The organism is Bradyrhizobium sp. SBR1B, assembly GCF_014198205.1.
Lineage (GTDB): Bacteria > Pseudomonadota > Alphaproteobacteria > Rhizobiales > Xanthobacteraceae > Bradyrhizobium.
This window is the reverse complement of record NZ_JACIHC010000009.1, coordinates 131,795-158,750: the sequence shown is the minus strand read 5'-3', so window position 1 is coordinate 158,750 and position 26,956 is coordinate 131,795. Positions and strand designations below refer to the sequence as shown.

Annotated in this window: 27 protein-coding genes and 1 pseudogene; 12 read left to right on the top strand and 16 right to left on the bottom strand. The window is 64.7% G+C overall.

Annotated elements, in window-relative coordinates; translation table 11 throughout:
• Position 1: 1 nt before the first annotated feature.
• From rbbA to GGD61_RS23320, 3 genes are all read right to left on the bottom strand, one after another.
• The gene (gene rbbA, locus GGD61_RS23330) at positions 2-2,773 is read right to left on the bottom strand and encodes a ribosome-associated ATPase/putative transporter RbbA (RefSeq protein ID WP_177237029.1); all 2,772 of its coding nucleotides are present in this window, start codon (positions 2,771-2,773) and stop codon (positions 2-4) included.
• Positions 2,770-3,837 (bottom strand): HlyD family secretion protein, encoded by a 1,068-nt coding sequence (locus GGD61_RS23325; protein ID WP_092254269.1) that lies wholly within the window; start codon positions 3,835-3,837, stop codon positions 2,770-2,772. The genes rbbA and GGD61_RS23325 overlap by 4 nt, the downstream gene beginning before the upstream one ends.
• A gap of 247 nt (positions 3,838-4,084) precedes the next feature.
• Positions 4,085-5,290 (bottom strand): ABC transporter substrate-binding protein, encoded by a 1,206-nt coding sequence (locus tag GGD61_RS23320; protein ID WP_183231198.1) that lies wholly within the window; start codon positions 5,288-5,290, stop codon positions 4,085-4,087.
• 165 nt (positions 5,291-5,455) lie between these two features.
• Here GGD61_RS23320 and GGD61_RS23315 point away from each other — a divergent pair, with 165 nt between their 5' ends.
• On the top strand, positions 5,456-6,223 hold the full coding sequence (locus GGD61_RS23315; RefSeq protein WP_049815037.1) for a FadR/GntR family transcriptional regulator: 768 nt from the start codon (positions 5,456-5,458) through the stop codon (positions 6,221-6,223).
• A gap of 116 nt (positions 6,224-6,339) precedes the next feature.
• The gene (locus GGD61_RS23310) at positions 6,340-7,950 is read left to right on the top strand and encodes an acyl-CoA synthetase (protein WP_092254273.1); all 1,611 of its coding nucleotides are present in this window, start codon (positions 6,340-6,342) and stop codon (positions 7,948-7,950) included.
• Positions 7,951-7,987: 37 nt separating this feature from the next.
• On the opposite strand, the gene GGD61_RS23305 is transcribed toward GGD61_RS23310, so the two are convergent.
• Positions 7,988-8,677 carry an AraC family transcriptional regulator gene (locus GGD61_RS23305; RefSeq protein WP_244550635.1) on the bottom strand — a complete coding sequence of 230 codons (690 nt, stop codon included), beginning with the start codon at positions 8,675-8,677 and terminating at the stop codon, positions 7,988-7,990.
• Between GGD61_RS23305 and GGD61_RS40575 the strand changes: the two genes are divergently transcribed.
• Positions 8,676-8,861: a hypothetical protein gene (locus tag GGD61_RS40575; RefSeq protein ID WP_244550636.1), complete on the top strand. Its 186-nt coding sequence runs from the start codon at positions 8,676-8,678 to the stop codon at positions 8,859-8,861. The genes GGD61_RS23305 and GGD61_RS40575 overlap by 2 nt on opposite strands.
• A 360-nt stretch (positions 8,862-9,221) precedes the next feature.
• Positions 9,222-10,061, top strand: coding sequence for an outer membrane protein (locus tag GGD61_RS23300; RefSeq protein ID WP_183231197.1), 840 nt, complete (start codon positions 9,222-9,224; stop codon positions 10,059-10,061).
• A gap of 21 nt (positions 10,062-10,082) precedes the next feature.
• Here GGD61_RS23300 and GGD61_RS23295 read toward each other — a convergent pair whose 3' ends face one another.
• The gene (locus tag GGD61_RS23295; protein WP_092254279.1) at positions 10,083-11,285 is read right to left on the bottom strand and encodes an MFS transporter; all 1,203 of its coding nucleotides are present in this window, start codon (positions 11,283-11,285) and stop codon (positions 10,083-10,085) included.
• 173 nt (positions 11,286-11,458) lie between these two features.
• Here GGD61_RS23295 and GGD61_RS23290 point away from each other — a divergent pair, with 173 nt between their 5' ends.
• The 3 genes and pseudogenes from GGD61_RS23290 to GGD61_RS23280 all read left to right on the top strand — a co-directional run bounded on the left by GGD61_RS23290 (position 11,459) and on the right by GGD61_RS23280 (position 14,378).
• Positions 11,459-12,262 (top strand): MBL fold metallo-hydrolase, encoded by an 804-nt coding sequence (locus GGD61_RS23290; protein ID WP_092254281.1) that lies wholly within the window; start codon positions 11,459-11,461, stop codon positions 12,260-12,262.
• A gap of 155 nt (positions 12,263-12,417) precedes the next feature.
• Complete coding sequence (locus tag GGD61_RS23285) at positions 12,418-13,428, top strand: alpha/beta fold hydrolase (protein ID WP_183231196.1); 1,011 nt, start codon at positions 12,418-12,420, stop codon at positions 13,426-13,428.
• 16 nt (positions 13,429-13,444) lie between these two features.
• Positions 13,445-14,378 (top strand): annotated as a pseudogene (locus GGD61_RS23280) (fatty acid desaturase).
• A 56-nt stretch (positions 14,379-14,434) separates the two neighbouring features.
• On the opposite strand, the gene GGD61_RS23275 reads toward GGD61_RS23280, so the two are convergent.
• Positions 14,435-14,683: a hypothetical protein gene (locus GGD61_RS23275; RefSeq protein ID WP_091956035.1), complete on the bottom strand. Its 249-nt coding sequence runs from the start codon at positions 14,681-14,683 to the stop codon at positions 14,435-14,437.
• Between the two features lie 99 nt (positions 14,684-14,782).
• Positions 14,783-15,802: a YafY family protein gene (locus GGD61_RS23270; RefSeq protein ID WP_183231195.1), complete on the bottom strand. Its 1,020-nt coding sequence runs from the start codon at positions 15,800-15,802 to the stop codon at positions 14,783-14,785.
• Positions 15,803-15,889: 87 nt separating this feature from the next.
• Here GGD61_RS23270 and GGD61_RS23265 point away from each other — a divergent pair, with 87 nt between their 5' ends.
• The gene (locus GGD61_RS23265; protein WP_092254894.1) at positions 15,890-16,534 is read left to right on the top strand and encodes a glutathione S-transferase family protein; all 645 of its coding nucleotides are present in this window, start codon (positions 15,890-15,892) and stop codon (positions 16,532-16,534) included.
• 47 nt (positions 16,535-16,581) lie between these two features.
• Here the strand turns inward: GGD61_RS23265 and GGD61_RS23260 are convergent, their stop codons facing one another.
• The 4 genes from GGD61_RS23260 to GGD61_RS23245 all read right to left on the bottom strand — a co-directional run bounded on the left by GGD61_RS23260 (position 16,582) and on the right by GGD61_RS23245 (position 20,555).
• Positions 16,582-17,367, bottom strand: coding sequence for an enoyl-CoA hydratase/isomerase family protein (locus GGD61_RS23260; RefSeq protein ID WP_092254285.1), 786 nt, complete (start codon positions 17,365-17,367; stop codon positions 16,582-16,584).
• Between the two features lie 11 nt (positions 17,368-17,378).
• Complete coding sequence (locus GGD61_RS23255) at positions 17,379-18,485, bottom strand: cyclic nucleotide-gated ion channel (RefSeq protein WP_092254287.1); 1,107 nt, start codon at positions 18,483-18,485, stop codon at positions 17,379-17,381.
• 160 nt (positions 18,486-18,645) lie between these two features.
• The gene (locus GGD61_RS23250; protein ID WP_018321417.1) at positions 18,646-18,864 is read right to left on the bottom strand and encodes a hypothetical protein; all 219 of its coding nucleotides are present in this window, start codon (positions 18,862-18,864) and stop codon (positions 18,646-18,648) included.
• 245 nt (positions 18,865-19,109) lie between these two features.
• Positions 19,110-20,555 (bottom strand): TAXI family TRAP transporter solute-binding subunit, encoded by a 1,446-nt coding sequence (locus tag GGD61_RS23245; protein ID WP_092254289.1) that lies wholly within the window; start codon positions 20,553-20,555, stop codon positions 19,110-19,112.
• Between the two features lie 404 nt (positions 20,556-20,959).
• Here GGD61_RS23245 and GGD61_RS23240 point away from each other — a divergent pair, with 404 nt between their 5' ends.
• Both GGD61_RS23240 and GGD61_RS23235 read left to right on the top strand, forming a co-directional pair.
• A complete protein-coding gene (locus GGD61_RS23240) occupies positions 20,960-21,307 on the top strand; it encodes a DUF3307 domain-containing protein (protein WP_049815038.1) in 348 nt (115 codons plus the stop codon).
• A gap of 302 nt (positions 21,308-21,609) precedes the next feature.
• A complete protein-coding gene (locus GGD61_RS23235; protein WP_026202549.1) occupies positions 21,610-22,008 on the top strand; it encodes a hypothetical protein in 399 nt (132 codons plus the stop codon).
• Here GGD61_RS23235 and GGD61_RS23230 read toward each other — a convergent pair.
• On the bottom strand, positions 22,005-22,328 hold the full coding sequence (locus tag GGD61_RS23230) for a YkgJ family cysteine cluster protein (protein ID WP_092254293.1): 324 nt from the start codon (positions 22,326-22,328) through the stop codon (positions 22,005-22,007). The genes GGD61_RS23235 and GGD61_RS23230 overlap by 4 nt on opposite strands.
• 18 nt (positions 22,329-22,346) lie before the next feature.
• The gene (locus tag GGD61_RS23225; RefSeq protein ID WP_026202551.1) at positions 22,347-23,045 is read right to left on the bottom strand and encodes a YafY family protein; all 699 of its coding nucleotides are present in this window, start codon (positions 23,043-23,045) and stop codon (positions 22,347-22,349) included.
• Between the two features lie 112 nt (positions 23,046-23,157).
• Here GGD61_RS23225 and GGD61_RS23220 point away from each other — a divergent pair, with 112 nt between their 5' ends.
• On the top strand, positions 23,158-23,418 hold the full coding sequence (locus GGD61_RS23220; protein WP_018321420.1) for a hypothetical protein: 261 nt from the start codon (positions 23,158-23,160) through the stop codon (positions 23,416-23,418).
• Between the two features lie 38 nt (positions 23,419-23,456).
• The gene (locus GGD61_RS23215; protein WP_092254295.1) at positions 23,457-24,185 is read left to right on the top strand and encodes a glutathione S-transferase family protein; all 729 of its coding nucleotides are present in this window, start codon (positions 23,457-23,459) and stop codon (positions 24,183-24,185) included.
• A gap of 322 nt (positions 24,186-24,507) precedes the next feature.
• Here the strand turns inward: GGD61_RS23215 and GGD61_RS23210 are convergent, their stop codons facing one another.
• The 3 genes from GGD61_RS23210 to GGD61_RS23200 all read right to left on the bottom strand — a co-directional run bounded on the left by GGD61_RS23210 (position 24,508) and on the right by GGD61_RS23200 (position 26,942).
• Complete coding sequence (locus GGD61_RS23210; protein WP_092254297.1) at positions 24,508-25,659, bottom strand: ABC transporter substrate-binding protein; 1,152 nt, start codon at positions 25,657-25,659, stop codon at positions 24,508-24,510.
• 89 nt (positions 25,660-25,748) lie between these two features.
• Positions 25,749-26,168 (bottom strand): thioesterase family protein, encoded by a 420-nt coding sequence (locus GGD61_RS23205; RefSeq protein ID WP_018321423.1) that lies wholly within the window; start codon positions 26,166-26,168, stop codon positions 25,749-25,751.
• Between the two features lie 12 nt (positions 26,169-26,180).
• Entirely contained in the window at positions 26,181-26,942 is a 762-nt protein-coding gene (locus GGD61_RS23200; RefSeq protein ID WP_018321424.1) for an SDR family NAD(P)-dependent oxidoreductase, read from the bottom strand.
• Between the last annotated feature and the right edge of the window lie 14 nt (positions 26,943-26,956).

The window sequence follows — 26,956 nt, the reverse complement described above, 5'->3', positions numbered from 1 at the left end:
GTCAGCGGGCCTGTTTCTTCAGCAGCATCGCGCCGGCGATCACCAGGACGGGCACCATGACTGCGAGCGCCAGGAGATCGTTGTGGAGGGTGTCGAACGCCAGGCCCTTGGAGAAGGTGCCGCGCGAGATCGTGACGAAATAGGTGGCGGGATAGAGCCGTCCAATCAGCGCGCCGGCCCCCTGCAGCGACGACACCGGGTCGATCAGCCCGGAATACTGGATGGCCGGAATCAGCGTGATCAGCACCGTGCCGAACAGGGCCGCGATCTGGCTGTTCATGAAGGCCGAGATCACCAGCCCCATGCCGGTCGTCGCCGTGACGTAAAGCAGCGCGGCGAGCGCGTAGGTCGGAAAGCTCCCAGTGAAGGGCACGCGGAAGACGACGAGGGCAAAGCCGACCAGGAGGAGGAAGTTTCCGAACGCCAGCACGACATAGGGCAGCTGCGTGCCGAGCAGGAATTCCAGCCGCGTCACCGGCGTCACGTAGAAATTGACGATCGAGCCGAGCTCCTTCTCGCGCACGACGGCGAGCGCCGCGAGCACCGCCGGGATCATCACCAGCAGCAGCGGAATAATGCCCGGCGCCATGGCGACGACGCTGATGACATCGGGATTGTAGCGATAGCGCAGCTGGAGCTGATAGGAGCCGGCGATTGCCGCCTCGCCATAGAGCTCGCGGCCCTTCTGCGCGAGCCAGGTGGCGTGGATCGCCTGGGCATAGGAGCGCAGCGTTTCGGCCCTGGTCGGATTGGCGCCGTCGACCCAGGCGCCGATCTCGACATGGCGGCCGCGGCTGACGTCGCGGCCGAAGCCCGCCGGCAGCTCGATGGCGAGCCCGATCTCGCCGGCGCGCATGCGGCGGTCGAGATCGGCGTAATCGGTGATAGGGGATTTTTCGGTAAAATAGCGCGAGCCCGCGATCTGGAGGCTGTAGTCGCGGCTGATCGCGCTGTCGTCGCGGTCGAGCACGGCGAAGGTCAGGTTCTCGACGTCCATGCTGATGCCATAGCCCAGCACGAACAGCAGCAGCACGCTGCCGAGGATTGCGAGCGTGGCGCGGATCGGGTCGCGCCGCAGTTCGAGTGCCTCGCGCCGGGAATAGGCGAGCATGCGCGTCGGATTGAACGTCGCACCGCGCTTGCGCGGCGGCTCCGCTGTCGCGGCCGGTAGGGGCGATGCGATCGCAGGCTGGCCGGCCGGCTCCGCCGTATCCGCGATCGCCTCCTCCAGGCAGGCGATGAAGGCCTGCTCCAGCGTCGCGGTGCCGCGCGCGGCCACGATCGCGGCGGGGGTGTCCGACGTCAGCACCTTGCCCGCATGCATCAGCGAGACCCGGTCGCAGCGCTCGGCCTCGTTCATGAAATGGGTCGAGACGAAGATGGTGACGTTGTCCTTGCGGGAGAGCTCGGCGAGGATCTGCCAGAAGCGGTCGCGGGCGACCGGGTCCACGCCGGAGGTTGGCTCGTCGAGGATGAGGATGTCGGGCGCATGGATCATGGCCACCGCCAGCGACAATCGCTGCCGCAGTCCGAGCGGCAACGCATCGGGCAGGGCGTCGGCGACGTCGGCGAGGTCGAACCGGCCGATCATCTCTTTGATGCGCGCGGCGACGGTGTCCGCCGGCAGCCCGAACAGCCGCGCATGCAGGTCGAGATTTTGCGCGACCGTGAGCTCCGAATAGAGCGAAAAGCCCTGCGACATGTAGCCGATGCGCCGCCGCACCGACATGTCGCCGGCATCGATGGTCTTGCCGAACAGCCGCGCGGTGCCTTCGCTTACGGGCAGGAGGCCGGTGAGCATCTTCATGGTCGTGGTCTTGCCGCACCCGTTCGAGCCGAGGAAGCCGAAGATCTCGCCCTTCCTGATGCGGAAGCTGACGTCGTCGACGGCGACGAAGCCGTTGAACCGTCGGGTCAGGTGGTCGGCCTCGATCGCGATCTCGTCCTGGTCCTCGGCGCGCGGCGGGATGACGACATTGGTGTAGTTGCTGCGATCCGCCTCAGGCAAAAGACGAATGAAGGCGTCATCGAGCGTATCCGCTCCGGTCTGCCGCTTGAGCTCGGCAGGCGTTCCGGTCGCCAGCACGCGGCCGGCATTCATCGCGATCAGGACATCGAACTGCGCGGCCTCTTCCATGTAGGCGGTCGATACGATCACGCTCATGCCGGGCCGGCTGTCGCGGATCGAGCTGATTAATTCCCAGAACTGGCGGCGCGACAGCGGATCGACGCCGGTGGTCGGCTCGTCCAGGATCAAGAGCTCGGGATCGTGGATCAGCGCGCAGCACAGGCCGACCTTCTGCTTCATGCCGCCGGAGAGTTTTGCCGCCGGCCGGTCGGCGAAAGCCGTGAGCCCGGTGTCGCGCAGCAGGCCGGCGATCCGCCGGTGCCGCTCGGCCTTGTCGTGTCCGAACAGGCGGCCGAAGAAGTCGATGTTCTCGAACACCGACAGCGTCGGATACAGATTCTTACCGAGGCCCTGCGGCATGTAGGCGATGTCGGGGCACACGTTGCGGCGATGGCGCGAACTCGCCATATCGCCGCCGAGGACGTTGATGCGCCCCTGCTGGATCGCGCGAGCGCTGGCGATCAGCGACAGCAGGCTCGATTTGCCGACGCCGTCGGGGCCGATCAGTCCGACCATGCAGCCGGACGGCAGGTCGAGCGTGATGGCATCGAGCGCCCGGGCCTTGCCATAGCTCAGGCCCACGCCTTCGAGATGCACCACGCTGCCGCGCCCGGCAGGCAGCTCGGCTGCGGCCGTCGTGCTCATCTCGTCAGCTTGATGTTGAGATTGCCGGGCCATTGCGCGGCCGGATCGAGCTGCACATAGGCCATGCCGGGCAGGCCGGTCTTCACATGCTCGATGTGCTGGCGCAGCAGCTCCGGCGCGATATGCGCCTTGATGCGGAACATCAGCTTCTGGCGTTCCTCCTCGGTCTCGACGGTCTTGGGCGTGAACTGTGCGACGTCGGCGACGAAGGTGGCCTTGGCGGGGATCACGTATTGCGGGATGGCGTCGAGCACGAGGCGAACCTCGGCGCCCATCGCGACGCGCCCGGCATCGGCCGTCGGCAGGAAGAACGTCATGTAGACGTCGCCGAGATCGACCATGTTGAGGACGCGGCCGCCGGCGGCGAGCACCTCGCCGGGCTGCGACACGCGATACTGCACGCGGCCGTCGCGCGGCGCCTTCAGCACGCTGTCGTTGAGGTCGGCATTGATGCTCTCGATCGCGGCCTTCGCGGCGTCGACCGAGGCGCCGGCGTCGATCACCATGGCGCGGGAGGAGCTGATCGCAGCCTCGGATGCGGCGACCTGAGCGTGGGACGCGGCGAGCGCCGCCTTGGCCGTGGCGTTGGCGGAGCGGTCGTCGTCCAGCACCTGCTGCGATACCGCACTGGTTCTGATCAGTTGCTCGGAACGATCGAGCTTGCGGCTCGTGGTGTCGAGCTGAGCGATGCGCTGGTCGACCACGGCCTCGGCGGCCTTGCGTTCGGCTTCGCGCTGGTTCACCAGGCTCTTCGCGGTCTCGACATTGATCGTCGCGCGCTTGAGCTGCGCCTCGGCCTGGCGGCGCTGGGCCTGCAATTGCTCGGTGTCCATGCGCGCCAGGACCTGGCCCGCGCGCACGAAGTCGCCTTCGTTGACCAGGATCTCGCGAATCCGGCCCGGCGTCTTGGTCGCGATGTCGATCTCGACCGCCTCGATGCGGCCGTTGCCGCGGGCGAAGCCTGCCGGCAGTGTGTTGGTATCGCGGTGCTGCCAATAGTAATAGCCGCCGCCAGCAACGAGCACGGCGATCGCGGCGATGACGCGACCCGGGGTGAAGTTCATCTGTTCAAAACGCCGTGAGGCGGCGCCCACTGTTGAGACACGAACGCCCGGCCGCCGAAGGTGCGGAAGGGCGAGCCCAACATTGCAGCGAATTTTGCATCGCAACTTGATGCAGATCAGACGGCGGCGCGCTGCACCCGTGCCTCATGTTTGGGCGGCGCGCCATCGTCGCCGCTCGTCCGCGCAGATTGCTCAGGCGGACGAGCGAGGCTTGCTGAACAGATGACCATCCGCGATCCGGGCCGCTTTACTTCACCAGCGGGCAACCGCCATCCTTCAGGGGCCGAAACGCCTGATCGGCGGGCACCTCGGCGAGCAGCTTGTAGTAATCCCACGGCCCCTTCGATTCCTCCGGCTTCTTCACCTGGAACAGATACATGCTGTGCACCATGCGGCCGTCCTCGCGCAGCACGCCGTTGTCGGTGAAGGCGTCCTTCACCGGCAGCTCGCGCATCTTCGCCATCACCGTCTTGGTGTCCCTGGTGCCGGCGGCCTGCACCGCCTTGAGGTAATGCAGCGTCGCGCTGTAGGTCGCCGCCTGGTTCATCGTCGGCATGCGCTTGACGCGCTCGAGGAAGCGCTTGCCGAAGGCACGGGTCTTGTCGTTGAGATCCCAGTAATAGGCCTCGGTGATGATCAGGCCTTGCGCGAGCTTCAAGCCCAGGCTGTGCACGTCGGAGATGAACATCACGATCGCGGCCAGGTTCTGGCCGCCGGCGACGATGCCGAACTCGCCGGCCTGCTTGATCGCGTTGATGGTGTCGCCGCCGCCGTTGGCGAGGCCGATAATCTTGGCCTTGGAAGCCTGGGCCTGGAGCAGGAACGAGGAGAAATCGGCGGTGTTGAGCGGATGCTTGACGCTGCCCAGCACCTTGCCGCCCGCGGCCTTCACGACATCGCCGGTGTCGCGCTCGACCGAATGGCCGAATACGTAGTCGGCGGTGAGGAAGAACCAGGTGTCGCCGTCGTTCTTGACGATGGCGCTGCCGACGGTGTGCGCGTTGGCATAGGTGTCGTAGGTCCAGTGCGCGGTGTAGGGCGAGCAGGATTTTCCCGTGATGTCGGAGCTGGCCGCATCCGTCACGATCATGATCTTCTCGTACTGCTTCGACAGCTCCATCACCGCGAGTGCGGTCGCCGAGGTCGGCAGGTCGATGATCATGTCGACGCCTTCGGTCTCCCACCATTTGCGGGCGATGGTGGAGGCGACGTCGGGCTTGTTGAGCACGTCGGCCGAGACCATGTCGATCGGCTTGCCGAACATCTGACCGCCGAAATCCTCGATCGCCATTTTGGTGGCCTCGACATTCCCCATGCCGCCGATGTCGGAATAGACGGAGGAGAAGTCGGAGAGCACGCCGATCTTGAGCGGCGGCTGCTGGGCCGAGGCAGGGGTGATCAGGGCAGCCGACAGTAAGCCGGCCGCAGACACGAGTGCTGCGATGGGTCTCATGGATACGTTTCCTCTTGAGCGGGACTATTCTGTCCCTTTGTCCGACAAAGCTAGAGCCGGGTTCCGGCGGAGTCAATTTCCTCCGCGGATGTTATGAATGATGTAGTTTGACGCACCTGACGTCAGTGCCTATAGTTTGTCGGACAATCGCCATTGGAGGCCGGTTTGCCCATCGCGCCGCTATTTCGACCGATCGATGTCGCGCCGGCCTATCAGAAGGTCGCCGACGCCATCGAACGCGAGATCGTCAATGGCCGCATCAAGCCCGGCGATCCCATCGGCACCGAGCACGACCTGGTCCGCCAGTTCGGCGTCAATCGCTCGACCATTCGCGAAGGCATTCGTGTGCTGGAGGAGGGCGGGCTGATCCGGCGCGATTCCTCGCGCCGCCTGCACGCCTGCCTGCCGCGCTACAGCAAGCTCGCAAGCCGTCTCAGCCGCGCGCTGGTGCTGCATGAGGTCACCTTCCGCGAGCTCTATGAAGCCTCGATGACGCTGGAGGTCGCCAGCATCGAGGGCGCCGTGGAGCGCGCGACGGACGAGAACCTCGCCGAGCTCGACGCCAATCTGCTGCGCAGCGAGGCCGTGGTCGGCGATCCCGCGATGCTGGCCGAATGCGATGCCGAATTCCACGTGCTGGTCGCAAAAGCCTCGCAGAACCGCGTGCTCCAGCTCGCGCGCGAGCCCGCGGCGCAATTGTTCTATCCGACCACCGAGATGATCGTGACCGGTGTCGCCGAAGGCGGTCCGCGTCTCGTCGCGGCGCACCGCCATCTCATCGACGCGATCCGCGACCGCGACCGCGAGGCCGGCGTGCTCTGGACGCGCCGGCATTTGCAGGACTGGCGCCGCGGCTTCGAGAAGATTGCTTCGCTCGATCGCTCGGTCGAGCACATGTACATGGAGCACGCGCAAGCGGCCCGACGAAGATAGCGCCGCATGATCCGGAAAAGTGTGAAGCGGTTTTCCGGCAAGATCATGCGCAAAAGAGAAGACGCAAGATCTCAAACAAGAAATCCAACAAACAAAGACATCACCCGGAGGGACACATGAGCGAGACCGCAGCCACCATCGCGAAGGCACGCGAACATTCCATCGGCGATCTCCTGCGCCGCTCGGCAGGTCGCGATCCGAACAAGCTCGCGGTGAGCTGCGGGGATGTGAGCTGGACCTTTGCCGAGATGGACGCGATCTGCAACCGGCTCGGCCGTGGTCTGCTCGGGCTCGGCGTGAAGAAGGGCGACCGCCTCGCGGTGCTGTCGCGCAATTCGCACGCGTTCGCCGCGCTGCGCTTCGCGGTGGCGCGGATTGGCGCGGTTCTGGTGCCGATCAACTTCATGCTCAATCCGGACGAGATCAATTTCATCCTGAAGAGCTCCGGGGCCAAATTGCTCGCGACCGGTCCCGATTTCGTCGAGCCGGCGAAGGCCGCCAGCGCGAAAGACTGTGCGGTCGAAAAAATGATCTGGCTGCCGGCCGAGGATCCCGCGTCGGCGCCGGCGGGCCTCACCACCTTCAACGATCTGCTAGATGCCGACGGCTCATTCCTGGAAGCCTCGGTCGATAGCCGCGATCTCGCGCAGATCGTCTACACCTCAGGCACCGAATCGCTGCCCAAGGGCGCGATGCTGACCCATGAAGCCGTGATGTGGCAGTATGTCAGCTGCATCATCGATGGCGGCATGAGCGTGGACGACAAGTTCCTGCACGCGCTGCCGCTCTATCACTGCGCCCAGTTGGACGTGTTCCTCGGGCCACAAGTCTATCTCGGTGCCTCCGGCGTCATCACGGGCAAGCCGACCGCCGACAACATCCTGGCGCTGATCCAGGCGCACAAGATCACGTCGTTCTTCGCGCCGCCGACGATCTGGATCGCGATGCTGCGCTCGCCGAATTTCGACAAGTCCGACCTGTCGTCCCTGCAAAAAGGCTATTACGGCGCCTCGATCATGCCTGTGGAAGTTTTGCTCGAGCTTCAGCGCCGCCTGCCCGCCGTAAAATTCTGGAATTTCTACGGCCAGACCGAGATCGCGCCGCTGGCGACCGTGCTGCGGCCGGAGGATCAGCTGCGCAAGGCAGGCTCGGCAGGCAAGCCGGTGCTCAATGTCGAGACGCGCGTCGTCAACACGTCAATGGAAGACGTTGAGGTCGGCGAGGTCGGCGAGATCGTGCATCGTTCGCCGCATCTGTTGTCCGGCTATTACAACGATCCCGTGAAGACTGCGGCAGCGTTTGCCGGCGGCTGGTTTCACTCCGGCGATCTCGCCACCGTCGACGAAGAGGGCCACATCACCGTGGTCGACCGGGTCAAGGATATGATCAAGACCGGCGGCGAGAATGTCGCCAGCCGCGAGGTCGAGGAGATGGTGTATCGTATCCCGGCGGTTTCCGAGGTCGCCGTGGTCGGCCTGCCCGATCCGCGCTGGATCGAGGCGGTCACCGCCATCGTCGTGGTCAAGAGCGGCGAAAAGCTGGACGAGGACGCCGTCATCAAGCACTGCGCCGGCCAGATGGCGCATTTCAAGGTGCCCAAGCGCGTCATCTTCGTGGATGCCTTGCCGAAGAATCCGAGCGGCAAGCTGCTCAAGCGCGAGCTGCGCCAGCGCTTCGTCGGCGGCGAGACGCTCGACAAGGCGATCCAGAAGAATTTTGGCGCGTAAGGCCGGGCGGCTACTGGCTGCGTCGTGATCGAGTTCGCTAGCCGGCGCCGCCGGCCAGCTTCCTGACGTCGTCCGGCGTCTGCCCGAACCGGCGGCGAAACGCGCGATGGAAGTAGGAGACGTCGTGGAAACCGGCGAGATGCGCGATCTCGATGATCTTGCGTGTGCGCAGGCTCGGATTTCGAAGGAGACGTTCGGCACGCAGCAGGCGCTGCTCCAGCACGAAGCCGCTATAGGTGATGCCGGCCTGCTCGAACAGCAGCTGGATCGTGCGCGGGCTGACCCGGTGCGCGGCTGAAAGGACGGTGAGCGACAGCGCGGGGCTGTCAAGCTGCGCCAGGATGTCGGACTTGAGGGTTTCGAGACGCGCTGCCGCCAGGCCGCGCATTCGAGCCTGCTCGGCGACATCGCCGCGCGCTCCGATCATCAGCACCGAAAGGTCGAACAGGTGCTGCGAGACCGCGTCAAGTTCCGCCGGGGCGAGTTTGTCGGCATAGGCATGCGCGAGATCGTAATATCGCAGGTACATCGACGTGATCGGATTGGCGCCGGGGATCGACCGCGCAATCAGGTCCTCGGCATTCGGGCAAACGCGTAGCAGCGCCTTGCGCGGCAGCAGCGCGGTCCGAAAATTGCCATTCCCGGTCTGAGTGATGTAGGCGCCTTTGATCGAGGGATCGCCAATTGTGACGTCCCCCGCCGCGATCTCCAGCGGGCGTTTTCCCATGGTCCCGCTCAATGCCGAATTGGGCGACGTCGTAATCACCAATTCGTCGTTCGTCCCCAACGACACGAAAGATATCGGCGAGCCGAACGAGGCCGAGAGCCTGATGCGGGGAAGAATGGCCGGCGCAATGGTCCGGTGGACTCGCCCTTCCCCGACCGGCACGAAATCGACGTTGGCCACCTGACGGCAAAACTGCTCGCGCCATCTTTCATAGGCCGGGCCATTCGGGTCGCCATCAAAGGAGAGTTGAGGCTGGATCATCGATCGGGAAGGGCAGGTCTGTTGGCGATTACGGCAGGTTGTATCGTCACGCTGCTGCTCCGCAACGGCAAAAGCGGGAAATTGCGTGATAAGCCACTTGCGATGACGCGCTGCGACCGCGACCAGGTGCCGCAGTCCGGTGTGCCCGGATCGCAACAGGCGCAGCCGCTGTCGCTGCGTTTCAGCTCAGTCCATTCGGTGGTTCGCGCCCTGCCACGAACGCGGATCGCTTCCCGCCTATCGTGGCCAGCGAGTGATCGACCGATTGGAAGGGAATGACCGGATGACACCTCGTGTGCGCGATCTGCTGCCGGCTCTGCTGGTGCTTGGCCTTGGCGCGGCTTGTGCCATTGATGCAACGGCTGCCGACATCGCGCTCAAGGCTCCGCCGGTCGGCTTCACCTGGACGGGGTTCTATGCGGGTGTTCACGCCGGCTATGGCACCGGCGATGGCAACGCCGCGAGGGTCGATCCCGGTGCGCTGCCGGCGCTGTTTCCCGGCGTGAACAATCTCACGTCGACGGCATCGGCGTCGTTCACGCTGGGGGTCGATCAGTCCGGCTGGCTGGGCGGACTGCAGGCAGGCTACAACTGGCAGAGCGGGCATCTGGTCGCCGGCGTCGAAGCCGATGTGAGCGCTGCCGGGTTCGGCGAGCGGGCATCGGGCTCATATGCGTTTCGTCCCGTTTTCCTGGTCGGCGATTTCGACAATTACACCGGCACCGTGAGGGTGACCCAGGACATCGATTATCTCGGTACGCTGCGCGGACGTATCGGCTATGCCAGCAACAACTGGCTGCTCTATGCCACGGGCGGTCTCGCCTGGGCCCACGTCAAGGCAAGCCTCGACAGTTCTCATGTCAGATTGACCAATAATTTCCCGATTCCCGGTTTTCCCGGCGCACTGGACGGTCATGCCTCCGCAAGCGGCTACAATATCGGCTATGCGGTCGGCGGCGGCGGCGAATGGGCGTTCGCGCCGCACTGGTCGTTCAAGGCGGAGTATCTGTATCTCAACCTTGGCCGCCAGCTCTCCTTGTCTATCCCTGCGAGCAGCATGCCCGCCGGCGACATCGAGCTTCACACCTTCAGGGTCGGCCTGAACCGGCAATTTACGCCGTGAGGTCGGCCACGGCGATGAAGCTCAATACTTCTTTACCGTCGACCCGAACGCGAACCACAGCGCCATCGATGCGAGGCCGAAGCCGCCGAGCAGCAGGAAGGTTGGCCCGTAGCCAATCCATTGCGCGATCCAGCCGCCGAGCGCGGGACTGAGGCTGGCGCCGATGCCCTGCACCGTAATCACGGCACCCTGGCCGAGATTGATGCGGCCGCTGCCGTTCAGCGCGCGCGCGACCATGCCGGGAACGGCGACCGTCTGCAGGCCGGTGCCGATACCGTCGAGCACCTGCATCGGTATGACGCCCCACCATCCCGTCACGAAGAAGGCCAGCACGCCGCGGATGGGCAGGAACATGAAGGACACCAGGATCACCGGCCAGTAGTTGCGCTTGCTCGCGGCCTTCATCGCGATCAGCGAGGTCACGATCATGACGCCTTGCGCGATCACCACGGTGGTCGCGACGAAGCTCGGGCCGTTGGCCTGTCCCTCGGCCACGGCCGCCAGCCCGTAGAGCGGTACAATGGCGGCATTGCCGAGGTGGAAGACCGCGAGCGCGAGTGCCAGCACGAGCAGAGCCTTGTGCTTGAGCAGCATCGTCATCGCATCCGGCGGAGCCTTGGAGTCGTCTTCCTTGCTGCCGCGTGCGGCACGGTCGTCGATCGCCTTGGCGGGGATCATCATCACACAGGCGATCGCGATGGCGCCGAACACGGCCGCCAGCACGAACACGGCGACATAGCCGAACCTGTAGCCGAGATAGCCAGACAATGCCGCGCCGACCATGTTGCCGGCGTGGTTGAACGCCTGGTTGCGGCCGTTCAGCGCGTTGAATCCCTTCTGCTTGGCGATGCCGAGCGTGATGCCCGTTACCGCCGGTACGATGGCGGCGCTCGCCAGCGATTGTGCCACTTGCGAGAACGTCACCGCCCAGAAGTTCTGCGAGATCAGGATGATCGCGGAGGCAAGAACGACGCAGATGCCGGGAATGACGACCCATAGCCGTTTGTTGCGGCTGGAATCGATGAAGCCGCCGATCGGAGTCGTGACCAGCATGCCCGCGACATTGCCGATCGTCATCGCGGTGCCGATCAACCCGGTCGCCCAGCCGCGCTCCTGGAGGAAGACCCCGACGAACGGCCCAATGCCCGACTGCATGTCGGCCATGAAGAAGTTGAGCGCGAACAGAGGCCAGATACGGGACGAGGAGGGAGGCCGCGATGTCATCGATACCCAAACATGCTCTTCGTGTGTCGCGATCCTCTTGACCAATCCTTCCGGCGTGGACCTGAACGTAACGGGCGCTCGCCGCGTTGGTTCCAGTCTGTCCTTGCGCTCATCGATCTTGCCGAAAGCGCGGTCGCAATGTCATCCTGCGATCTTCCCACGGAGCTCTGGTCATGCCTCTCTGGACCTGCGAAACCTGCGGTGCGCAATTCCCGAACGGCGGAAATCCGCCCGCCTCCTGCGTGATCTGCGAGGACGAGCGGCAGTTCGTGAACTGGAAAGGGCAGACCTTTCTCACGCGCGAGGAGCTCGCGCGGGGGCACCGACTGGTGGGACGCGACGATCTTGGCCTCACCGGGATCGCCCTGGAGCCGAGCTTCGCCATCGGACAGCGCGCGCTGCTGGTGCCTCAGGGCGACGGCTGCGTGATGTGGGATTGCATTCCGCTCGCAACCGATGAGGCCATCGAATACGTCGCAGCGCTCGGCGGGCTGAAGGCGATCGCGATCTCGCATCCGCATTACTACGGCGCGGTCGCCGACTGGAGCGATACCTTTGGCGGCGTGCCGGTCTATCTGCATGCCGACGATCGCGCTTTCGTCACGCGGCCGCATCCCTCGATCGTGCACTGGACCGGCGAGAGCCACCGTGTCTCAGACGACGTGCTGCTGCTACACACCGGCGGTCATTTCGCCGGCGCCACCATGCTGCATTGGCAACGCGGTGCCGATGGCAGGGGCGCGCTGCTCACCGGCGACATCGCCCAGGTGACGATGGACCGCCGCTTCGTCAGCTTCATGTATTCCTACCCCAACTACATGCCGCTCAACGCCGCCGCGGTGCGGCGGATCGCGGCCGCCGTCGAGCCGCTCGCCTTCGATCGCATCTATGGCGCCTGGTGGGGCCGCAACATCGCTAGCGGCGCCAAGGCCGCCTTCGCGGCGTCCGTGGAGCGCTACATCGCGGCCATCGGCTGAGCCGGCGAGCGGATCTGATTTATCTTGCCGGTCTCGAATAACTGTACTATACGTACAGTTATAAGTCTGCTGCAATGACGCAGCTGCAGGCCGGGCATGATCGATGCATCGTGGAAGCCGCGGCGCTGTGCAGCCGCGTAAGCGGAGTTCGGCTCATGACGGCGTACTACGAGATCTTCGAGGCTGGCGACGTTGTCCTCCAGTCCGGGACCGTTTTTCCTTCGCTGAAGCTTGCCTACGAGACCTATGGCACGCTGAGCGTTGCAAAGGACAACGTCATCCTCTATCCGACCTCGTTCAGCGCGCAGCATTTTGACACCGAGTGGCTGATCGGGCCCGACGGCGTGCTCGATCCCACGCGCTACTTCATCATCATCCCGAACCTCCTGGGCAACGGCCTGTCGTCCTCGCCGTCGAATAGCGCAGCGCCGTTCCCCGCGGTGACCTATCACGATGCGATTGCGGTCCAGCATCGGCTGCTCGCCGAGCGCTTCGGCGTTTCAAAGCTGGCCCTCGTCTATGGGTGGTCGATGGGCGGCATGCAGGCCTATCACTGGGCGGCGCTGCAGCCTGATATGGTCGAGCGTGCAGCCGTCGTCTGCGGCAGTGCCCGCTGCGCGCCCTATAATTACGTTTTCCTGGAAAGCGTGAAGGCCGCGCTCACCGCAGATCCTGCCTTCCGTGACGGCCGCTTCGCCGAGAAACCCGTCGCCGGCTATCGCGCCATGGGGCGGGTCTATGCCGGCTGGGCGATGTCGCACGGCTTCTATCGCGACGAGCTCTGGCGCGAGGCCGGCTTCACCTCGCTGGAAGATTATCTTGTCCGCGTCTGGGACGCGACGTTCGCCCGGCGCGACGCCAATGATCTCTTGGCGCAGGTCGGCATCTGGCAGCGGGGCGACATCAGCCGCTGTGAGGCATTCGGCGGCGATCTCAATCGCGCTCTGGCGGCGATCAAGGCGCACATGCTGCTGATGCCGGGCGCGACCGACCGCTATTTCGACGTCCGCGACAACGAGGACGAGCTCGGCCGGCTGGTCAACGCGAAATCGGCCGTGCTGCATCCGATCCCGTCGCTGCATGGCCATCGCGCCGGCAATCCCGTTGGCAATCCGCGCGACCAGGCTTTTCTCAAGGCCGAGGTCGCGGCGCTTCTCGGCAAGTAAGGCAGGCATTTTGATCATGACCGACGCGACCGTTTCAGAGTCAAGCCATCGCCTGAAGCCGCTGACGCCGGCCATGCTGCGCGAATTGTCGGTCCGCTCCAATCTCAGAGGCGCGGCGCAGAGCCTTGGCCATTATGGCGTGATCGTGCTGGTGGAAGATCTCGTCGACGTGGCGCGTGCTCTGGGCGCTGCCGCTGATGGCGGTGCAGGGCTACGTTGTCGCCTTCCTGTTCATGGCGGTGCACGAGACCGCGCACAGGACCGCGTTCAAAAGCCGCAGCCTCAACCTCGTCGTCGGTTATCTCTCGGCCTTCCTCATCGGATTGCCTTACGAATATTACTGCCTGTTTCACTGGGACCATCACCGCTACACCCAGGATCCGGACAAGGATCCCGAGCTGATCGTCGGCGTGAAACCGACATCCGACACGCAGCTCGCGCTCGCCTATAGCGGCCTGCTCCAGGTCGCCGGTCGTCTCCGGCTGATGCTTTGCCATGCGGTCACCGGAAAGGTCACCGTGCCCTGGATCCCCGAAAACAAACGCGCCGTCATCGTGAGAGAGGCGCGTGCCTATGTCGCGGTCTATGTCCTGCTGCTCGCGCTCTCGCTGTGGTTCTCGTCAGCGCTGCTGCTCTGGGTCTGGCTCGTCCCGCTCGTCATCGGGCAGTTCTTCCTGCGGCCCTATCTCTATGCCGAGCATACCGGCTGCGAGCGGACCCGCAGCGCTTTTCAGAACACCCGCACCACCTATACCGCCACGGTGGTCAAATGGTTCGCGTGGAACATGCCCTACCATGTCGAGCACCACGCCTATCCCTCGATCCCGTTTCACGCGCTGCCGAAGCTGAATGAGATCGTCGACGGTGAGATCGTTCATCGCGGCCGCGGCTACATCAGAACGACGCGCGAGACCTGGGCCTGGTTTCGCCGGAATCTGAGGAGCCGTTAACCAAACGCAAAACTCCGGCCGCAGCGCGACCGGAGCTTTGTTTGGAAGGCGGGATATCAGTAGATCCCGTAGGCACAGACATTCACGACGCGGACGCGCATGCCGTGGCGGGTCTGAACGAGGCGCTCCTGGTAGCAGTTGCTGACGCCGGTGTTGACGTAGACGCCGCCGAAGCCCCAGCCCGGACCCCAGCCATGACCCCAATGGTGATGGTGGAAACCGCCAGCCGAGGCGGCGGTGGGCGCGAGAGCGGCAACGCCGAGCGAACCGGCGGCGATCAGACCGAGAGCAAGCTTACGAAACATCTTCATTCTCCAGTGTGGCGCTAAGGCCGTTGTTGTGTCCCTGCATCTCGGTCGGGCCGAGACGCGAATGCGTTCACCCGTGAGGAGGAGAATCGTGTTTCAGGAGTGTTTCGTGGGCTGCGGCGAAATACGCCGGCCTTGTGTTTTCCGCGCCGCGCGATAGCGCGCGGCCATCCCCTGCGTCAACTCCGCCATCTTGTCGCGGAGGTCGGCGGGCTCCAGCACCTCGGCCTCGGGGCCGAGCCGCAACAATTCGGCCGCGGCGTGCCAGGACGTCTTGCCGACAGGCACGCGCGCAATGCGCCAGCCCTCTGCATCGCTGGCCTCTTCAATCTCCGTACGCGCCTTGATGTAGGGCTGGCTCAGCGCATCGAGCAGCTTGACGCCGAACGGCGACAACCGGACGATCGCGACATTGGGATGCATCTCCGCCTCGAGACGCAGCGTCGCGGCCTGCCAATAGGCGGCAAGATCGAAATCGGCGGGACGATCGAAGCCGTCGTCGAGCGCCGTGCAGTCGAGCACGCGCGCGACGCGATAGGTGCGCACGCTGGCGTCGACCTGGCCGGCGAAATACCAGCTCCCGCCCTTCAGCACGAGACCTAGCGGCGCGAGGCGACGCCGCTTTTCCGCGCGCCAGCTCTGGTAGCGGATCTTGATCAGTGTCCCGCGCAGCACGGCGCCGGCAATCGTGCGCAGATGCTTCGGCTCTTCGGCCTCGCCGAACCAGCCCGGCGCGTCCAGATGAAAGCGTTCCTGCATCCGGCTGGCGTCCCGGCGCAGATGGACGGGCAGCGCCGCCATCAGCTTGTTCTGCGCGGCGATCATTGCCGCATCCAGCCCGAGCGCCGCCGCCGGGCCCGGTAAGCCCGCCAGGAACAGCGTCTCGGCCTCGCTCTGCGACAGGCCGTTCAGCCGCACGCGATAGCCGTCGAGCAGCCGATAGCCGCCCTCCGCGCCACGGTCGGCGTAAACCGGAACGCCTGATGCCGCGAGCGCGTCGATGTCGCGATAGATCGTGCGGACCGAGACCTCGCAGGCCTCCGCGAGCTCGGGCGCGGTGACTTGCCCCCTGGCCTGGAGGGTGGTGAGGATCGACAACATTCGGCTCGCGCGCATGATTGCTTAAACCATACCTGACACAGGATGTCAGGTATGGCCCGCTACAAGCTGCGCCACCGCCCGCTGGCCCGATGGAGACCTGCCATGACCGATCCGAACCGCATCACGCTGTATTACTCGCCGCAAAGCCGTGCCACCGGCACGCGGGTGCTGCTGGAGGAGCTGGGTGCCCCCTACGATCTGCACGTCCTCAACATGAAGGCCGGCGAGCAGCGTCAACCCGCCTACCTCGCCATCAACCCGCTCGGCAAGGTCCCGGCGATCCGCCACGGCGATGCCCTGGTGACCGAGCAGGTCGCGGTCACCATCTATCTCGCCGATCTCTTCCCGCAGGCCGGTTTGACGCCCGCGCTGAACGATCCGCTGCGCGGTCCTTATCTGCGCTGGATCGCCTATTACGGCTCATCCTTCGAGCCGGCGCTGATTGACAAGTTCATGCAGCGCGAGCCGGCGCCGATCACGCAGTCGCCCTATGCCGACTACGACACCATGTTAGGTGCGCTCGAAGCGCAACTGTCGAAGGGACCTTATCTGCTCGGCGAGCGGATGACGGCTGCCGACGTGTTGTGGGGCGTGGCGTTCAGCTGGACCATGATGTTCGGCATCGTGCCGAAGAAGGACGTCTTCGTTCGCTATGCCGAGCGCATGACCGCGCGGCCTGCGTTCCAGCGCATCAATGCGGCGGACGACGAGATGGCGGCGCTGCATGCGAAGGCGGCGGGAGTGTAGGTCAGCCCCACACTCGGTGTCGTCCCGGGACGACAGCGAGAGAAATTTCAAAACCTCGGCGCTCGCTTCTCCGCGAACGCCTTGATGCCTTCCTTGATCTCGTCGCCGCGCATGCTGTCGCGGTGGCGCTGGTCGGCGGCGCGGTCATCGAGCTCGCCGCGGGCGAATTCGTTGATCGCGCGCTTCATGCCGCGCATCGCCTGCGGCGCGTTGCCGGCGAGGGTTCCGGCGAGCTTGTCGACCTCCTCGTCGAGGAATTCCACCGGTACCATCGCAGTGAGATAGCCGATGCGCAGCATCTCCGGCGCGCTGATCTTCTGCGCCGTCAGGAACAGCTTCTTCGCGTTGTCGACGCCAAGCCGGGTGACGTAGCGTTTGATGCCGTTCCTGTAATAATGCAGCCCGAGCCGCGCCGCCGGCATGAACATCTCGGCGGTGTCGACGCCGATGCGGAAATCGCAGGCGAGCGCGAGGTCGGTCGAGCCGCCATAGACGCCGCCGTTGAGCCGGCAGATCGTCGGCACGCCCAGATCCTCCAGCCGGTTGACGACCACCTCAAATGCAGAGCCCGCGCTCTGCTGCTCGTTGGCGCTGACGGCGCGCTCGGCGACCGAATTGAGGTCATACCCGGCTGAGAAGGCGCGTCCGGTGCCGGTCAGCACCAGCACACGGATGGCTGGATCGGCTTCGACCAGATCGAACAGTCTGACGAGCTCGTCGAGGTCCTCGGCCTGGAGCCGGTTGAGATGCTTCGGCCGATTGAGGCGGATGGTGGCGCGGGCGCCGTCGCGTTCGAGCACGGGGCCGGTGGCTGCGTCGGTGATGTCCGACATCTTGTCTCCTTTTATCTGTTTTCGAGTGCGCGTCGTTTCGCCTCGGCGTCAATGGTCTCGGCGAGATCTGGATGTCGTGCCATCAACACGCGGAAGTCGACGAGGTCGAGCACCAGAAGCCGCGACACTTTCGTGGTCGAGACGTTGGCGCCGCGCATGTTGTTGCCGAGCAGCGCCATCTCGCCGAAGAAGGCGCCTTCGCCGAGCTGCACCTTCTTGCCGGGCAGCTCGACCTCGACCTCGCCGGCGGCGATGAAATACAGGCAGTCGCCCTGCGCGCCCTTGCGGATGATCATGGTGCGCGCCGGCAGCTCCATGGTCCGCAGCATGTGGGTGACGTCGGCAATCGCGGCGGGGCCGAGCGCCGCGAAGAACGGTACCTTGCTGACGGATTCCCAGGTCTTGAGGAAATTGTCGCGCCGCGTCTCGGCGGCAAATCCGGTCGCCAAAATACCGGTCCAGAGGCCGAACACGCCGAGGCCGGAGATCATCACCGCGGCCGCCACGATGCGGCCGAGCGGCGTAACCGGCACGACGTCGCCGTAGCCGGTGGTCGTGAGTGTGACGACGGCCCACCACAGCGCAGCGGGGACGCTGCCAAAAGTCTGCGGCTGCACGTCCCGCTCCAGGAAATATTCGGCGACGGAGGCGAGGAAGACCACCATCAGGAAGATCACGAGCACGCTGAGCAGCGGGCCCGATTCCAGCACCAGCACGCGGCGAAGCTGCCGAAGACCGGGGATGCCGGGGACCACCTTCAACACCCAGAGCACGCTGAGCAGCCAGGCCGTCTTCGGCTCGGCACCGAGGAGAAGCGCGACCGGCACCGCCAGCGCCCCTATCGCGTCGACCAGCCCGGCGGAGGAGGACATGTACAGCGAGAGCCGCCCCTGCTGCGTCATGTGGCGCAGCCGCACCAGCCATTCGAACACGAAATAGGCGAGGCAGGTCCAGAGCAGGGTGTTGATCCAGCCATGCGCCTCCTGGGCGCGCTTGTCCGACAGCAACACCATGCTGAGCACGCCGACGGTCACAGCCACATAGGCCGCCTTGGTCATGTTGCGGCCGGCCGTGGCGGCCGCGAACTGGGCCAGAGCGGAAATCAGCGGCTTGGACATGCGGGCAGGCGGCTCGGTGTTGAGACAAGTCTTCGGGTCCCGGCGGGACGCCGGCGCCAAAGTGCCCGCCTGGGCGAGGGCCGTCAACGACAGGCAGGCGGCGTGATCGGCGCTGCTGCGCCGGGCGGCCGGTCCGTGCCGCCATCGTTGGCGGAATGCCTTACCTGAAATGCGGCGGCTCGTCGTAGCCACGGCGGCTGCTGAAGAACAGCAGCACCATCAACCCGACGCCGACAATGACGGAAAACCCTGCGCCCAGTGCCAGCGCCACATAGCCTTCCGTCGGGATCGGCTCACCTTCGACCGCCATTGCGGAATAGGCGAAGTAGCCGGCCGCCGCCAGCATTCCCAGAAGGAGGATGATGAGGAGTGCACGCATGCTGCGGTCTCCGGTTGTAGTCGCGAACCAACGGTTGCAGGTGGGCTGGGTTCCAGACGGCCGGCCGTCACGATCTCCCTCTTGTGCCCCGGACGCAGCGCAGCACCGAGTGATGCGCTGCAGAGCCTGGGCCCATCCAGCAGCGCAAACTGCGGTTCCTGGGTCCCGGCTCGGCGCCGCAAACGCCTTCGGCATTGCGGCTTGTCCGGGACAAGAGATTGATGGGCGGCCCAATCGGGCGGCCGTCAGGCACTCTGGGCGGTCTTCACCACCACGACATTGCTGTCGTCGTGCTGGGCAGGGCCGCCGTCCTGCACCGTCTTCTCGGTTTCGCCGGCATGGCGTTTCAGATAGTCGCGACGCATGCCGATCTCGTCGCGGACGAATTCGTAGCCGAGCTTGAAGGTGTCGAGGCCGTCGGTGCTGATCGTGCCGTCTCTGAGCCCGATGACCGCCCCGCGTAAAATGCCCTCCAGTTCGTCCTGGAGACATTCGAGCTGATCCAGAGAGTGGGCGTGCTCGATCCGCTCGCCGATGTCGAGGATGGCGGTGGAGAGCTCGCTGGCCTTCTCCGGCGCGATCCGGGTGATCTTGGCGTAGATCGCCGCGAAGATCGAGCCGATGACGCTGAGCGCGGCGGCGCCCAGATACATCAAGTCGCTGTACTTATCCATGAACGACTTGGTGTCGTCATTGATGTAATCGGCCGCCCCCTGGTGCGCCATCACAAAGGCGTCCTTCTCGACGGAGGCCGGCTCGATCCTGCTGGCAAAGCCGTTGTCGAGGCCGAGCGCGGATTTGTTCTCGTAGATGGTGCGCGCCAGCTCGCCCGCCGTGGATGGCGACATCCTGGATTGCGCGACCAGCAGCCATTCGAGCCCGATCGTGTCGAGATCGTCATCGGGGATTTGCGGCGACGTCGACAGCGTGCCCGCCGTCAGCGTCTCGCTGGAAATGCCCGGGAGCTTGCGCGCCAGCGCCTTGGCCTCGTCGATCGTGTTGAGCGTGAAGCCGCCACGCTTGGCGACCTGCTCATAGGCTTTGTCGCGCACTGCCCTGGAGGCATGAACGATGGCGATCACCGCGCCAAAGCCGTTTGACGGCGCGAACAGCTTGTCGAGCGTCGTGCCCTGCGGCGCCATCTGGATCTTGGCCGCGTCCGGACCGTCGGGGATATCGAGGATGCTGCGGACGAAGGCGAGGGAGGATTCGTTCTCGGCGAGAACGGCGACCTTCTTTTTCTTCAGCTCGGCGATCGACTTGATCTTCTTGTTGCCGGGACCGAGCAGAAGCACGAGATCGTGCTCGAGGATCGCGAGCGTGCGCGCCCGCAGTGGCACCTTGGCGTCGGTGCGCAGCACGGCCAGATCGGCCTGCTTGCGGTCGAACTGGGCGAGCGCCTTGGCATTGTCTGCGTTGTTGACGATCTTGATCCGGAAGCGCGAGGCGTTGGTCTTAAGCACGGCAGCAAGCTTGGCCGCGAACAGCGCCTCGTCGCTGTTGGGAGCGCCGACGGCAAAGGTCAGCGTCTCCGAATTGTGCAGCATGGCACGGCCGCCCCAGACGGTGGCGAGCGACAGCAGCAGGGTCAGCACGACGTAGAGGAAGACCTGCTGCTGATTGGTCTTGATCACCTTCGGGCGCCGCGGCGGCGGCTCGATCGGGGATGTGGTGGGGCCTTCAGTACTCATGGCAGCACTCTGGCCTTATTCCCGGGTCACGGGCGGCTCGCGGACGTGATCGCGGCGGGCGCCCTGCAATTCCTAAACATCTGAAAAAAGAACGATATTCTGAACGGGCAATGATAACGCGCTGGGACCGGAAAGCAAATTTCGATCCGAGGGTAACCTTACTCGACGTGGCCGCGGCGAAAGGTCATCCTATCACCAGTTAGCCACACTTGGCGATTTTCCGGTTCCCCCCGGCTGCATTCCGCCGCGGGAGATGTCATAAATCGAAGGTCCCGGCGATTTGACCGGTCCAAGAAGAAGTTGCGCTGAACGCTCCAATTTTTCTTGTCACCTCAATGAGGGCGTCGGCTTTGTCGTTTCCACCCATGTCATCGGCGGTTCCGGTCGAAGCGCTCATTGGCTGGATGCTGCTGCTCACCTTCAAGCACATCATCGCCGATTTCGTTCTTCAGACCGCCTGGATGGCGCACGGCAAGGACCAGAAGCACGGCTGGGCCCTGCCGCTGCTGGTGCATTGCCTGATTCACCTTGCGGTTGCGCTACCGTTGATAATGATCGTCGCGCCGAAATTCTGGTTCGTCGCCTTCATCGACTTCGTGATCCACATCACCATCGACCGCGCCAAGGGGTTCGTCTCGGCCAATTTCGGCGTCGACCTTGCACATCCCTGGTTCTGGACCCTGATCGGCGTCGACCAGGCGCTGCACCATCTCACCGGCTTCGGTCTGTCCATCTTCATGGCGGCGAACTGAGGGCTGACGGCCCTCTGAGTGGGCAAGCCTTCATCGGCACTAAAGGTCGTCATGCCCGGGCTTGTCCCGGGCATCCACGTTCTTCCTGCGTCTTGGCCGTTCGTGGATGGCCGGGACAAGCCCGGCCATGACGCCGTGGAGGCGCTGCCGCCCGTTCTCCAGCCAGCGCGGTAATTCCCGGTCCCACCGCCACCTTCCGATTCGCCGCGAGCGCGCAAGCACCCCGGGTGACTACCGGGCAGCGTGGTTAACCTTTCATTAGAGAATTGCGCTGCATCTTCCGCACACGAGGGAGAACTGCAATGTTTTCAAGCCGCGATACTTTTGAAAGCGATTTCTGCCCGGTTCGCGACGAGCTCCTTGGCGAGATGTATCGCGCCAGCGAGAGTGGCCTGCCGCGGCTGGTTGAGAGTGTTTCCCCTGACGCGCGCGCCAGGCTGGCGCTGTTCTGCTATCGCCGCAGCCATCTGCACTCGCTGGCGGTCGCGATCGCAGCGAGCTGTAACGAGCGCGACCTGATCGAAAACGGCGGCCGCGTGGGCTCGACGCTCTATGCGCTGTCGCGCGAAGGCACGGCGAAATCCTCGCCGTCGCTGTCGGGCGGGCGCAAGCCGATCACGCTGTCGACCAAGCCGCTCTCGGTGCTCGCACCGCTGGACGACGAGATCGACGACGAAATCGGCGAAGCCGTTCCGGCCTAACTAGCTTCGATAGCCGGAAGCCCGAACTTCCGCCGCGCCATCGCGCATTCGGCGTCGCCCGGCATGCAGGTGCGACACACCTCCGGCCGTACCGCATAGATGCCGCACGCGGTCGCTCTTCCAATATCCCCCTGCAAGGCTGAGCAGCGGTCGCCCTCGCAACGCATGCCGGATTGGCGGTCGTTGACCAGCGCCTCCGGAATGGCGGCAAGCTCTTCGTCGCTCTCGACCGAGAAGCGCGGCCAGTTGGCCGAATAGCCGCAGCAGGCGCCGCAACTCTGGCAACAGCTCGACAGATCGACGGGGGAGCTCTCTTCCATCGTCCTCAAATGTCCTTGTCAGGTGTCTTTGGGCGGGCCCCAGACCAGGCTCTGCCGCCATCTCGCGCGCAGCACGTCGCGCCGCTCAGGATATCTCTCGTCGAGATAGTTGGCATCGACCACGCGGTCGGTGCGGAAGCTGCGGAAGTCGCCGCGTAGCTCGCACCAGGCTGCCAGCAGGCGCACGGCTTCGAGATAGCCGACCGAGATCGGCCAGATCATGCGCTCGCTGGCGCGGCCCTGCTCGTCGCGATAGCGCAGCATGATCTTCTTGCCTTCATGGATCTGGGTGCGCGTGCGCACCATGTCCAGGCGGTCCGGCTCCCTGTTCCAGCTCGGCCGTGCCCGGCTCGCGGGCTCCAGCACGAACGGACGCAGCCGCTCGGGCACGGTGTCCGCGATCTTGGCCATCAGATCCTCGGCCGCGCGCGCCAGTGCCGAATCGGCATGGCCGGCGACCCACTGTGCGCCCAGCACCGCCGCCTCGATCTCGTCGGGCGTCAGCATCAGCGGCGGAAGATCAAATCCCTTTTCCAGGATGTAGCCCATGCCGGCTTCACCGCGGATCGGCACGCGCTGGCCGATCAGCGTTGCGATGTCGCGATAGATCGTGCGCTTCGAGGTCTCGAGCTCGGCCGCGATGGCGTCCGCCGTCAGCGGCTTACGCGTGCGCCTCAGCACCTGGATGATTTGAAACAGCCGGTCGGCGCGTCTCATGACGGGTCTCTTGTTGTGGTCTTTTCAGAAAGCGGCGCGCGGCTGCTGACAGGATGTTGGCAGCAGGGGGGTTCTATACCGGGACAACACATCGACTGAAGAGGATTTGTCCATGATCATTCCGACCCATTTCGGCCCGGCTATTCCGATGTTGCGGGCGCAGGCGTGGTCCGCGTCGGCGTTCGGCCGCCTCGTTTCGCTCGATCTCATGGCCGTCGACCTCCGGTTTGCCCTCGCAAGCGTGGTGGCACGCCCGCTGATCCAGGCCGCGGACGCGCTGGTCCGCCATGTGATGGGCCGTGCCTGGCGGGGGGCCCGTTTCGCAGAAGATATCACGGCTGCTGCCACCATGGTGGCAGCAGCCCGGCACTAGGTTCCGTCAACTTTTTCGGTGGTTCAGGAGAAGCTTTCATGATCACGCTCTACGGATTTGGCACCGGCTTCGGCCTGCCGGAAATCAGCCCCTTCGTCACCAAGACGGAAGTGCAGCTCAAGATGGCGGGACTGCCCTACCGGAAGGAGCGGGCAATGCCGCCGGCCTCGCCCAAGGGCCAGCTGCCCTTCATTGACGATGGCGGCGAGGCGGTGGCCGATTCCACCTTCATTCGCGCCCATATCGAGCGCCGATACGGCTTTGATTTCGATGCCGGGCTGTCGCTGACCGACCGCGCGCAGGCCTGGGCGTTCGAACGGATGATCGAGCACCACATCTACTGGGGGCTGGTTGGCGCGCGCTGGGTCGATCCCGTCAATTTCGCCAAGGGGCCTGCGCATTTCTTCGACGGCGCGCCGGAGCACAACCGCGAGAAGCTGCGCGAGGACGCGCAATTCCGCGTCGCCGAGAACTATCTGCTCTCGGGCCTCGGCCGCCATGGTCCCGATGACGATGTCGAGCTCGCCGTGCGCTCGCTGTTCGCGCTCTCGGTGCAGCTCGGCGACAAGTCCTATCTGATGGGCAAAAAGCCCTGCGGCGTCGATGCCACCGCCTTCGGGATGCTCGCCGGCATTCTCTCGCCGTTCTTCGAATCGGCCCTGCGCGAGCGCGCCGAGGGCTTTCCGAACCTCACCGCCTATGTCGATCGCATGATGGACAATTACTATCCGGAGTTCGCCTGGACCCCGCTGCGGCAGGCGGCTTAGGGCCTGATGTGATGAATTTCCTCTCGTGCTCCGAAGGAGGTGCGTTCCCTCCCCCCTTGTGGGGGAGGGTTAGGGAGAGGGGTAGCCCAGCAAAAGGTGCTGCTTGGTGATGGTGCATGGAGGCCGGCGCACGACGGAAGGAATCCCCGTGTGGCACCCCCCTCCCTGCCCCTCCCCCACAAGGGGGGAGGGAACGGTGAGAGCGGTGTTGTTGGCCTGCGTACGATTTGATCTCCCGCTCGCGGCACTCGATCTCAAACGCCCAAACAAAAAGAGCCGGCCCATTGGGCCGGCTCTCGTCGTCTCTCAACTTTCGCCGCGCCTATTTCACCAGCGAGTACTTGCCGTTCTTCACCGTCAGCAGGATGCGCGAGCGGTCGTCGAGGCCGTAACGGTCCTTTTCGGTGAAGTTGTAGACGCCCTGGCTTGCCGCCAGTTCCTTCTCCGTCAGCAAGGCCTGGCGGATCGCTTCGCGGAATTCCGGCGTACCGGGTTTTGCGGTCTTCAGCGCGGTCGGGATGATGCGCTTGAGGATCTCAAAGGCGTCGTAGGAATGGCCAGCGAACTGGCTGCGGCTGTTCGGGCCGTACTTTGCCTCATACGCGGCGTTGAGCGCGAGACCCGGCTTCTTGGTGGCGGCTTCGTCCGGCTGGTCCTCGGGGTCCATCACCGGACCCGACGCCATCAGCACGCCCTCGGCCGCTTTGCCGGCGATGCGGATGAAGTCCATGCTGGCTGCGCCATGGGTCTGGTAGATCAGGCCCTGATAGCCGCGCTCGCGCAGCTCGGTCTGCGGCAGCGCGGCTGCGGTGCCGGACGCGCCGACCAGGACCGCGTCGGGATTGGCGGCAACGAGCTTCAGGACCTGTCCGGTCACCGACGTATCGGGACGGGCGAAGCGCTCCTCGTCGACGATGGTCATGCCCATCGGCACGGCCTGGGCTTTCAAATCGTTGAACCAGAGGTCGCCATAGGAGTCGGAATAGCCGATATAGCCGAGCGTCTTCACGCCCTTGCTCTTCATGTGCTCGTACAGCACCTTGCCCACGATCGGGATCGGCTGCGGCATCGCCACCGACCACTTCATGCGCTCGGGCGTGATCGGGAACGGTGCTAGGCCGAAATGCGGAATGCCGGCTTCATTGGCGACGTTGGAGACCGCGATCGTCGGCGGCGTCAGCGCCGAGCCCATGATGATGTCGGCCTTGGATTCGGTCACGAAGCGGCGGGCGTTGGTGGTTGCGGTGGTGGGATCGCCGCCGTCGTCGAGCACGATCACCTTCAGCGGCACGCCGCCGATTTCCTTCGGCACGAATTCCAGCGCGTTGCGCTCGGGAATGCCGAGCGCGGCGCCGGGGCCGGTCGTGGTGGTGGTGATGCCGATGGTGATTTCGCTGGTCTGGGCCAGCGCGGGCAGCGCCGGCAGGGCAAGCGTCGCCGCGGTGATGGCGGCGGTCAAGTAAAAGCGTTTCATCTATTCCTCCCTTTACGTGTTTCTTTGAAAGCAGAAATCGGGGGGTAATTCAGCCCCCTCTTTTGGCGATGCGGCGATTAGCTCCGGACTTAACTCCCCGTGAATTTGGCCACCATTTCCGCCGGGAACGGTGCCGATTTCAGCTTGTCGGGGTTAACGGGATCGCGACCGACGAGGACGCGGGTCTCAAAACCCTCGATCGCCAGCGCGTCACCCTTGTAGACGTTGTGCTTCACCTCGAAGCTCGAGCGCCTGATGCTCTCGATCTTCGTCTCGATGGTGATCCAGTCGCCATAGGTCGAGGGGATGTAGAACTTGGATCGCGTGTCGACCATGGGGATTCCCACCAGGCCGTATTTGCGGACCAGGTCCTGCTTGGAGAATCCGGCGACCTCGAACAGGGTCGAGGTCGAATCGTCGAACATCGCGAAATAGCGCGGGTAGTAGACGATGTTGGCGGGGTCGCAATCACCCCACTGGATCTGTACGTCGCGCCGGTTCACGAACATGTGTCGCGCGCCTTATTTCGGTGCCATGCGCAGCGAGCCGTCGAGGCGCACCACTTCGCCGTTCAGGTAGGAGTTCTCGACCATGTGCAGCGCGAGCGCGGCGAACTCGTCGGCGTGGCCGAGCCGGCGCGGGAAGGGGATGGCGGCGGCGAGCGAGTCCTGGGCTTCCTGCGGCAGGTTCGCGAGCAGCGGGGTCAGGAACAGGCCCGGCGCGATGGTCAGCACGCGGATGCCGAACTGCGCCAGTTCGCGCGCGATCGGCAGCGTCATGCCGACGATGCCGCCCTTGGAAGCCGAATAGGCTGATTGCCCGATCTGGCCATCATAAGCGGCAACGGAGGCCGTGTTGATGATGACGCCGCGCTCGCCGGTCGCCTGCGGCTCCAGCTTGGACATCTCGGTCGCGGCCAGGCGCAGCATGTTGAAGGTGCCGATCAGATTGACCTTGATCACCTTGTCGAAATCGGCGAGCGCCATCGGGCCGTCGCGGCCGACGACGCGCTTGGCCACGCCGATGCCGGCGCAATTGACCAGCACGCGCGGCGCGCCAAGAGCCTTGGTCGCCTGCGCGATCGCAGCTTCAGCGGAAGCGGCATCGGAGACGTCGCAGGTGATTGCCACGCCCTTGATCTCGGCGGCGACAGTCTCCGCGAGCTTGGCGTTGAGATCGCACACCGCGACCTTGGCGCCCTGCGCCGCCAGTTTTCGCGCGGTTGCAGCGCCCAGTCCCGATGCGCCGCCGGTGACGATGGCTGCCTGATCTTTCAACAACATGGCGTTCTCCTGTA

Excerpts from the sequence above, each read along its gene's own strand:
- GGD61_RS23220 (WP_018321420.1), top strand. The coding sequence starts at position 23,158 with ATGATCATTCCGACCCATTTCGGCCCGGCTATTCCGATGTTGCGGGCG.
- GGD61_RS40575 (WP_244550636.1), top strand. The coding sequence starts at position 8,676 with ATGGTCCCGCTCAATGCCGAATTGGGCGACGTCGTAATCACCAATTCG.
- GGD61_RS23200 (WP_018321424.1), bottom strand. The coding sequence starts at position 26,942 with ATGTTGTTGAAAGATCAGGCAGCCATCGTCACCGGCGGCGCATCGGGA.
- GGD61_RS23235 (WP_026202549.1), top strand. The coding sequence starts at position 21,610 with ATGTTTTCAAGCCGCGATACTTTTGAAAGCGATTTCTGCCCGGTTCGC.
- GGD61_RS23265 (WP_092254894.1), top strand. The coding sequence starts at position 15,890 with ATGACCGATCCGAACCGCATCACGCTGTATTACTCGCCGCAAAGCCGT.
- GGD61_RS23240 (WP_049815038.1), top strand. The coding sequence starts at position 20,960 with ATGCTGCTGCTCACCTTCAAGCACATCATCGCCGATTTCGTTCTTCAG.
- GGD61_RS23255 (WP_092254287.1), bottom strand. The coding sequence starts at position 18,485 with ATGTCCAAGCCGCTGATTTCCGCTCTGGCCCAGTTCGCGGCCGCCACG.
- GGD61_RS23285 (WP_183231196.1), top strand. The coding sequence starts at position 12,418 with ATGACGGCGTACTACGAGATCTTCGAGGCTGGCGACGTTGTCCTCCAG.
- GGD61_RS23260 (WP_092254285.1), bottom strand. The coding sequence starts at position 17,367 with ATGTCGGACATCACCGACGCAGCCACCGGCCCCGTGCTCGAACGCGAC.
- GGD61_RS23295 (WP_092254279.1), bottom strand. The coding sequence starts at position 11,285 with ATGACATCGCGGCCTCCCTCCTCGTCCCGTATCTGGCCTCTGTTCGCG.
- GGD61_RS23215 (WP_092254295.1), top strand. The coding sequence starts at position 23,457 with ATGATCACGCTCTACGGATTTGGCACCGGCTTCGGCCTGCCGGAAATC.
- GGD61_RS23225 (WP_026202551.1), bottom strand. The coding sequence starts at position 23,045 with ATGAGACGCGCCGACCGGCTGTTTCAAATCATCCAGGTGCTGAGGCGC.
- rbbA (WP_177237029.1), bottom strand. The coding sequence starts at position 2,773 with ATGAGCACGACGGCCGCAGCCGAGCTGCCTGCCGGGCGCGGCAGCGTG.
- GGD61_RS23290 (WP_092254281.1), top strand. The coding sequence starts at position 11,459 with ATGCCTCTCTGGACCTGCGAAACCTGCGGTGCGCAATTCCCGAACGGC.
- GGD61_RS23210 (WP_092254297.1), bottom strand. The coding sequence starts at position 25,659 with ATGAAACGCTTTTACTTGACCGCCGCCATCACCGCGGCGACGCTTGCC.
- GGD61_RS23300 (WP_183231197.1), top strand. The coding sequence starts at position 9,222 with ATGACACCTCGTGTGCGCGATCTGCTGCCGGCTCTGCTGGTGCTTGGC.
- GGD61_RS23305 (WP_244550635.1), bottom strand. The coding sequence starts at position 8,677 with ATGGGAAAACGCCCGCTGGAGATCGCGGCGGGGGACGTCACAATTGGC.
- GGD61_RS23325 (WP_092254269.1), bottom strand. The coding sequence starts at position 3,837 with ATGAACTTCACCCCGGGTCGCGTCATCGCCGCGATCGCCGTGCTCGTT.
- GGD61_RS23245 (WP_092254289.1), bottom strand. The coding sequence starts at position 20,555 with ATGAGTACTGAAGGCCCCACCACATCCCCGATCGAGCCGCCGCCGCGG.
- GGD61_RS23275 (WP_091956035.1), bottom strand. The coding sequence starts at position 14,683 with ATGTTTCGTAAGCTTGCTCTCGGTCTGATCGCCGCCGGTTCGCTCGGC.
- GGD61_RS23230 (WP_092254293.1), bottom strand. The coding sequence starts at position 22,328 with ATGGAAGAGAGCTCCCCCGTCGATCTGTCGAGCTGTTGCCAGAGTTGC.
- GGD61_RS23205 (WP_018321423.1), bottom strand. The coding sequence starts at position 26,168 with ATGTTCGTGAACCGGCGCGACGTACAGATCCAGTGGGGTGATTGCGAC.
- GGD61_RS23270 (WP_183231195.1), bottom strand. The coding sequence starts at position 15,802 with ATGCGCGCGAGCCGAATGTTGTCGATCCTCACCACCCTCCAGGCCAGG.
- GGD61_RS23320 (WP_183231198.1), bottom strand. The coding sequence starts at position 5,290 with ATGAGACCCATCGCAGCACTCGTGTCTGCGGCCGGCTTACTGTCGGCT.
- GGD61_RS23310 (WP_092254273.1), top strand. The coding sequence starts at position 6,340 with ATGAGCGAGACCGCAGCCACCATCGCGAAGGCACGCGAACATTCCATC.
- GGD61_RS23250 (WP_018321417.1), bottom strand. The coding sequence starts at position 18,864 with ATGCGTGCACTCCTCATCATCCTCCTTCTGGGAATGCTGGCGGCGGCC.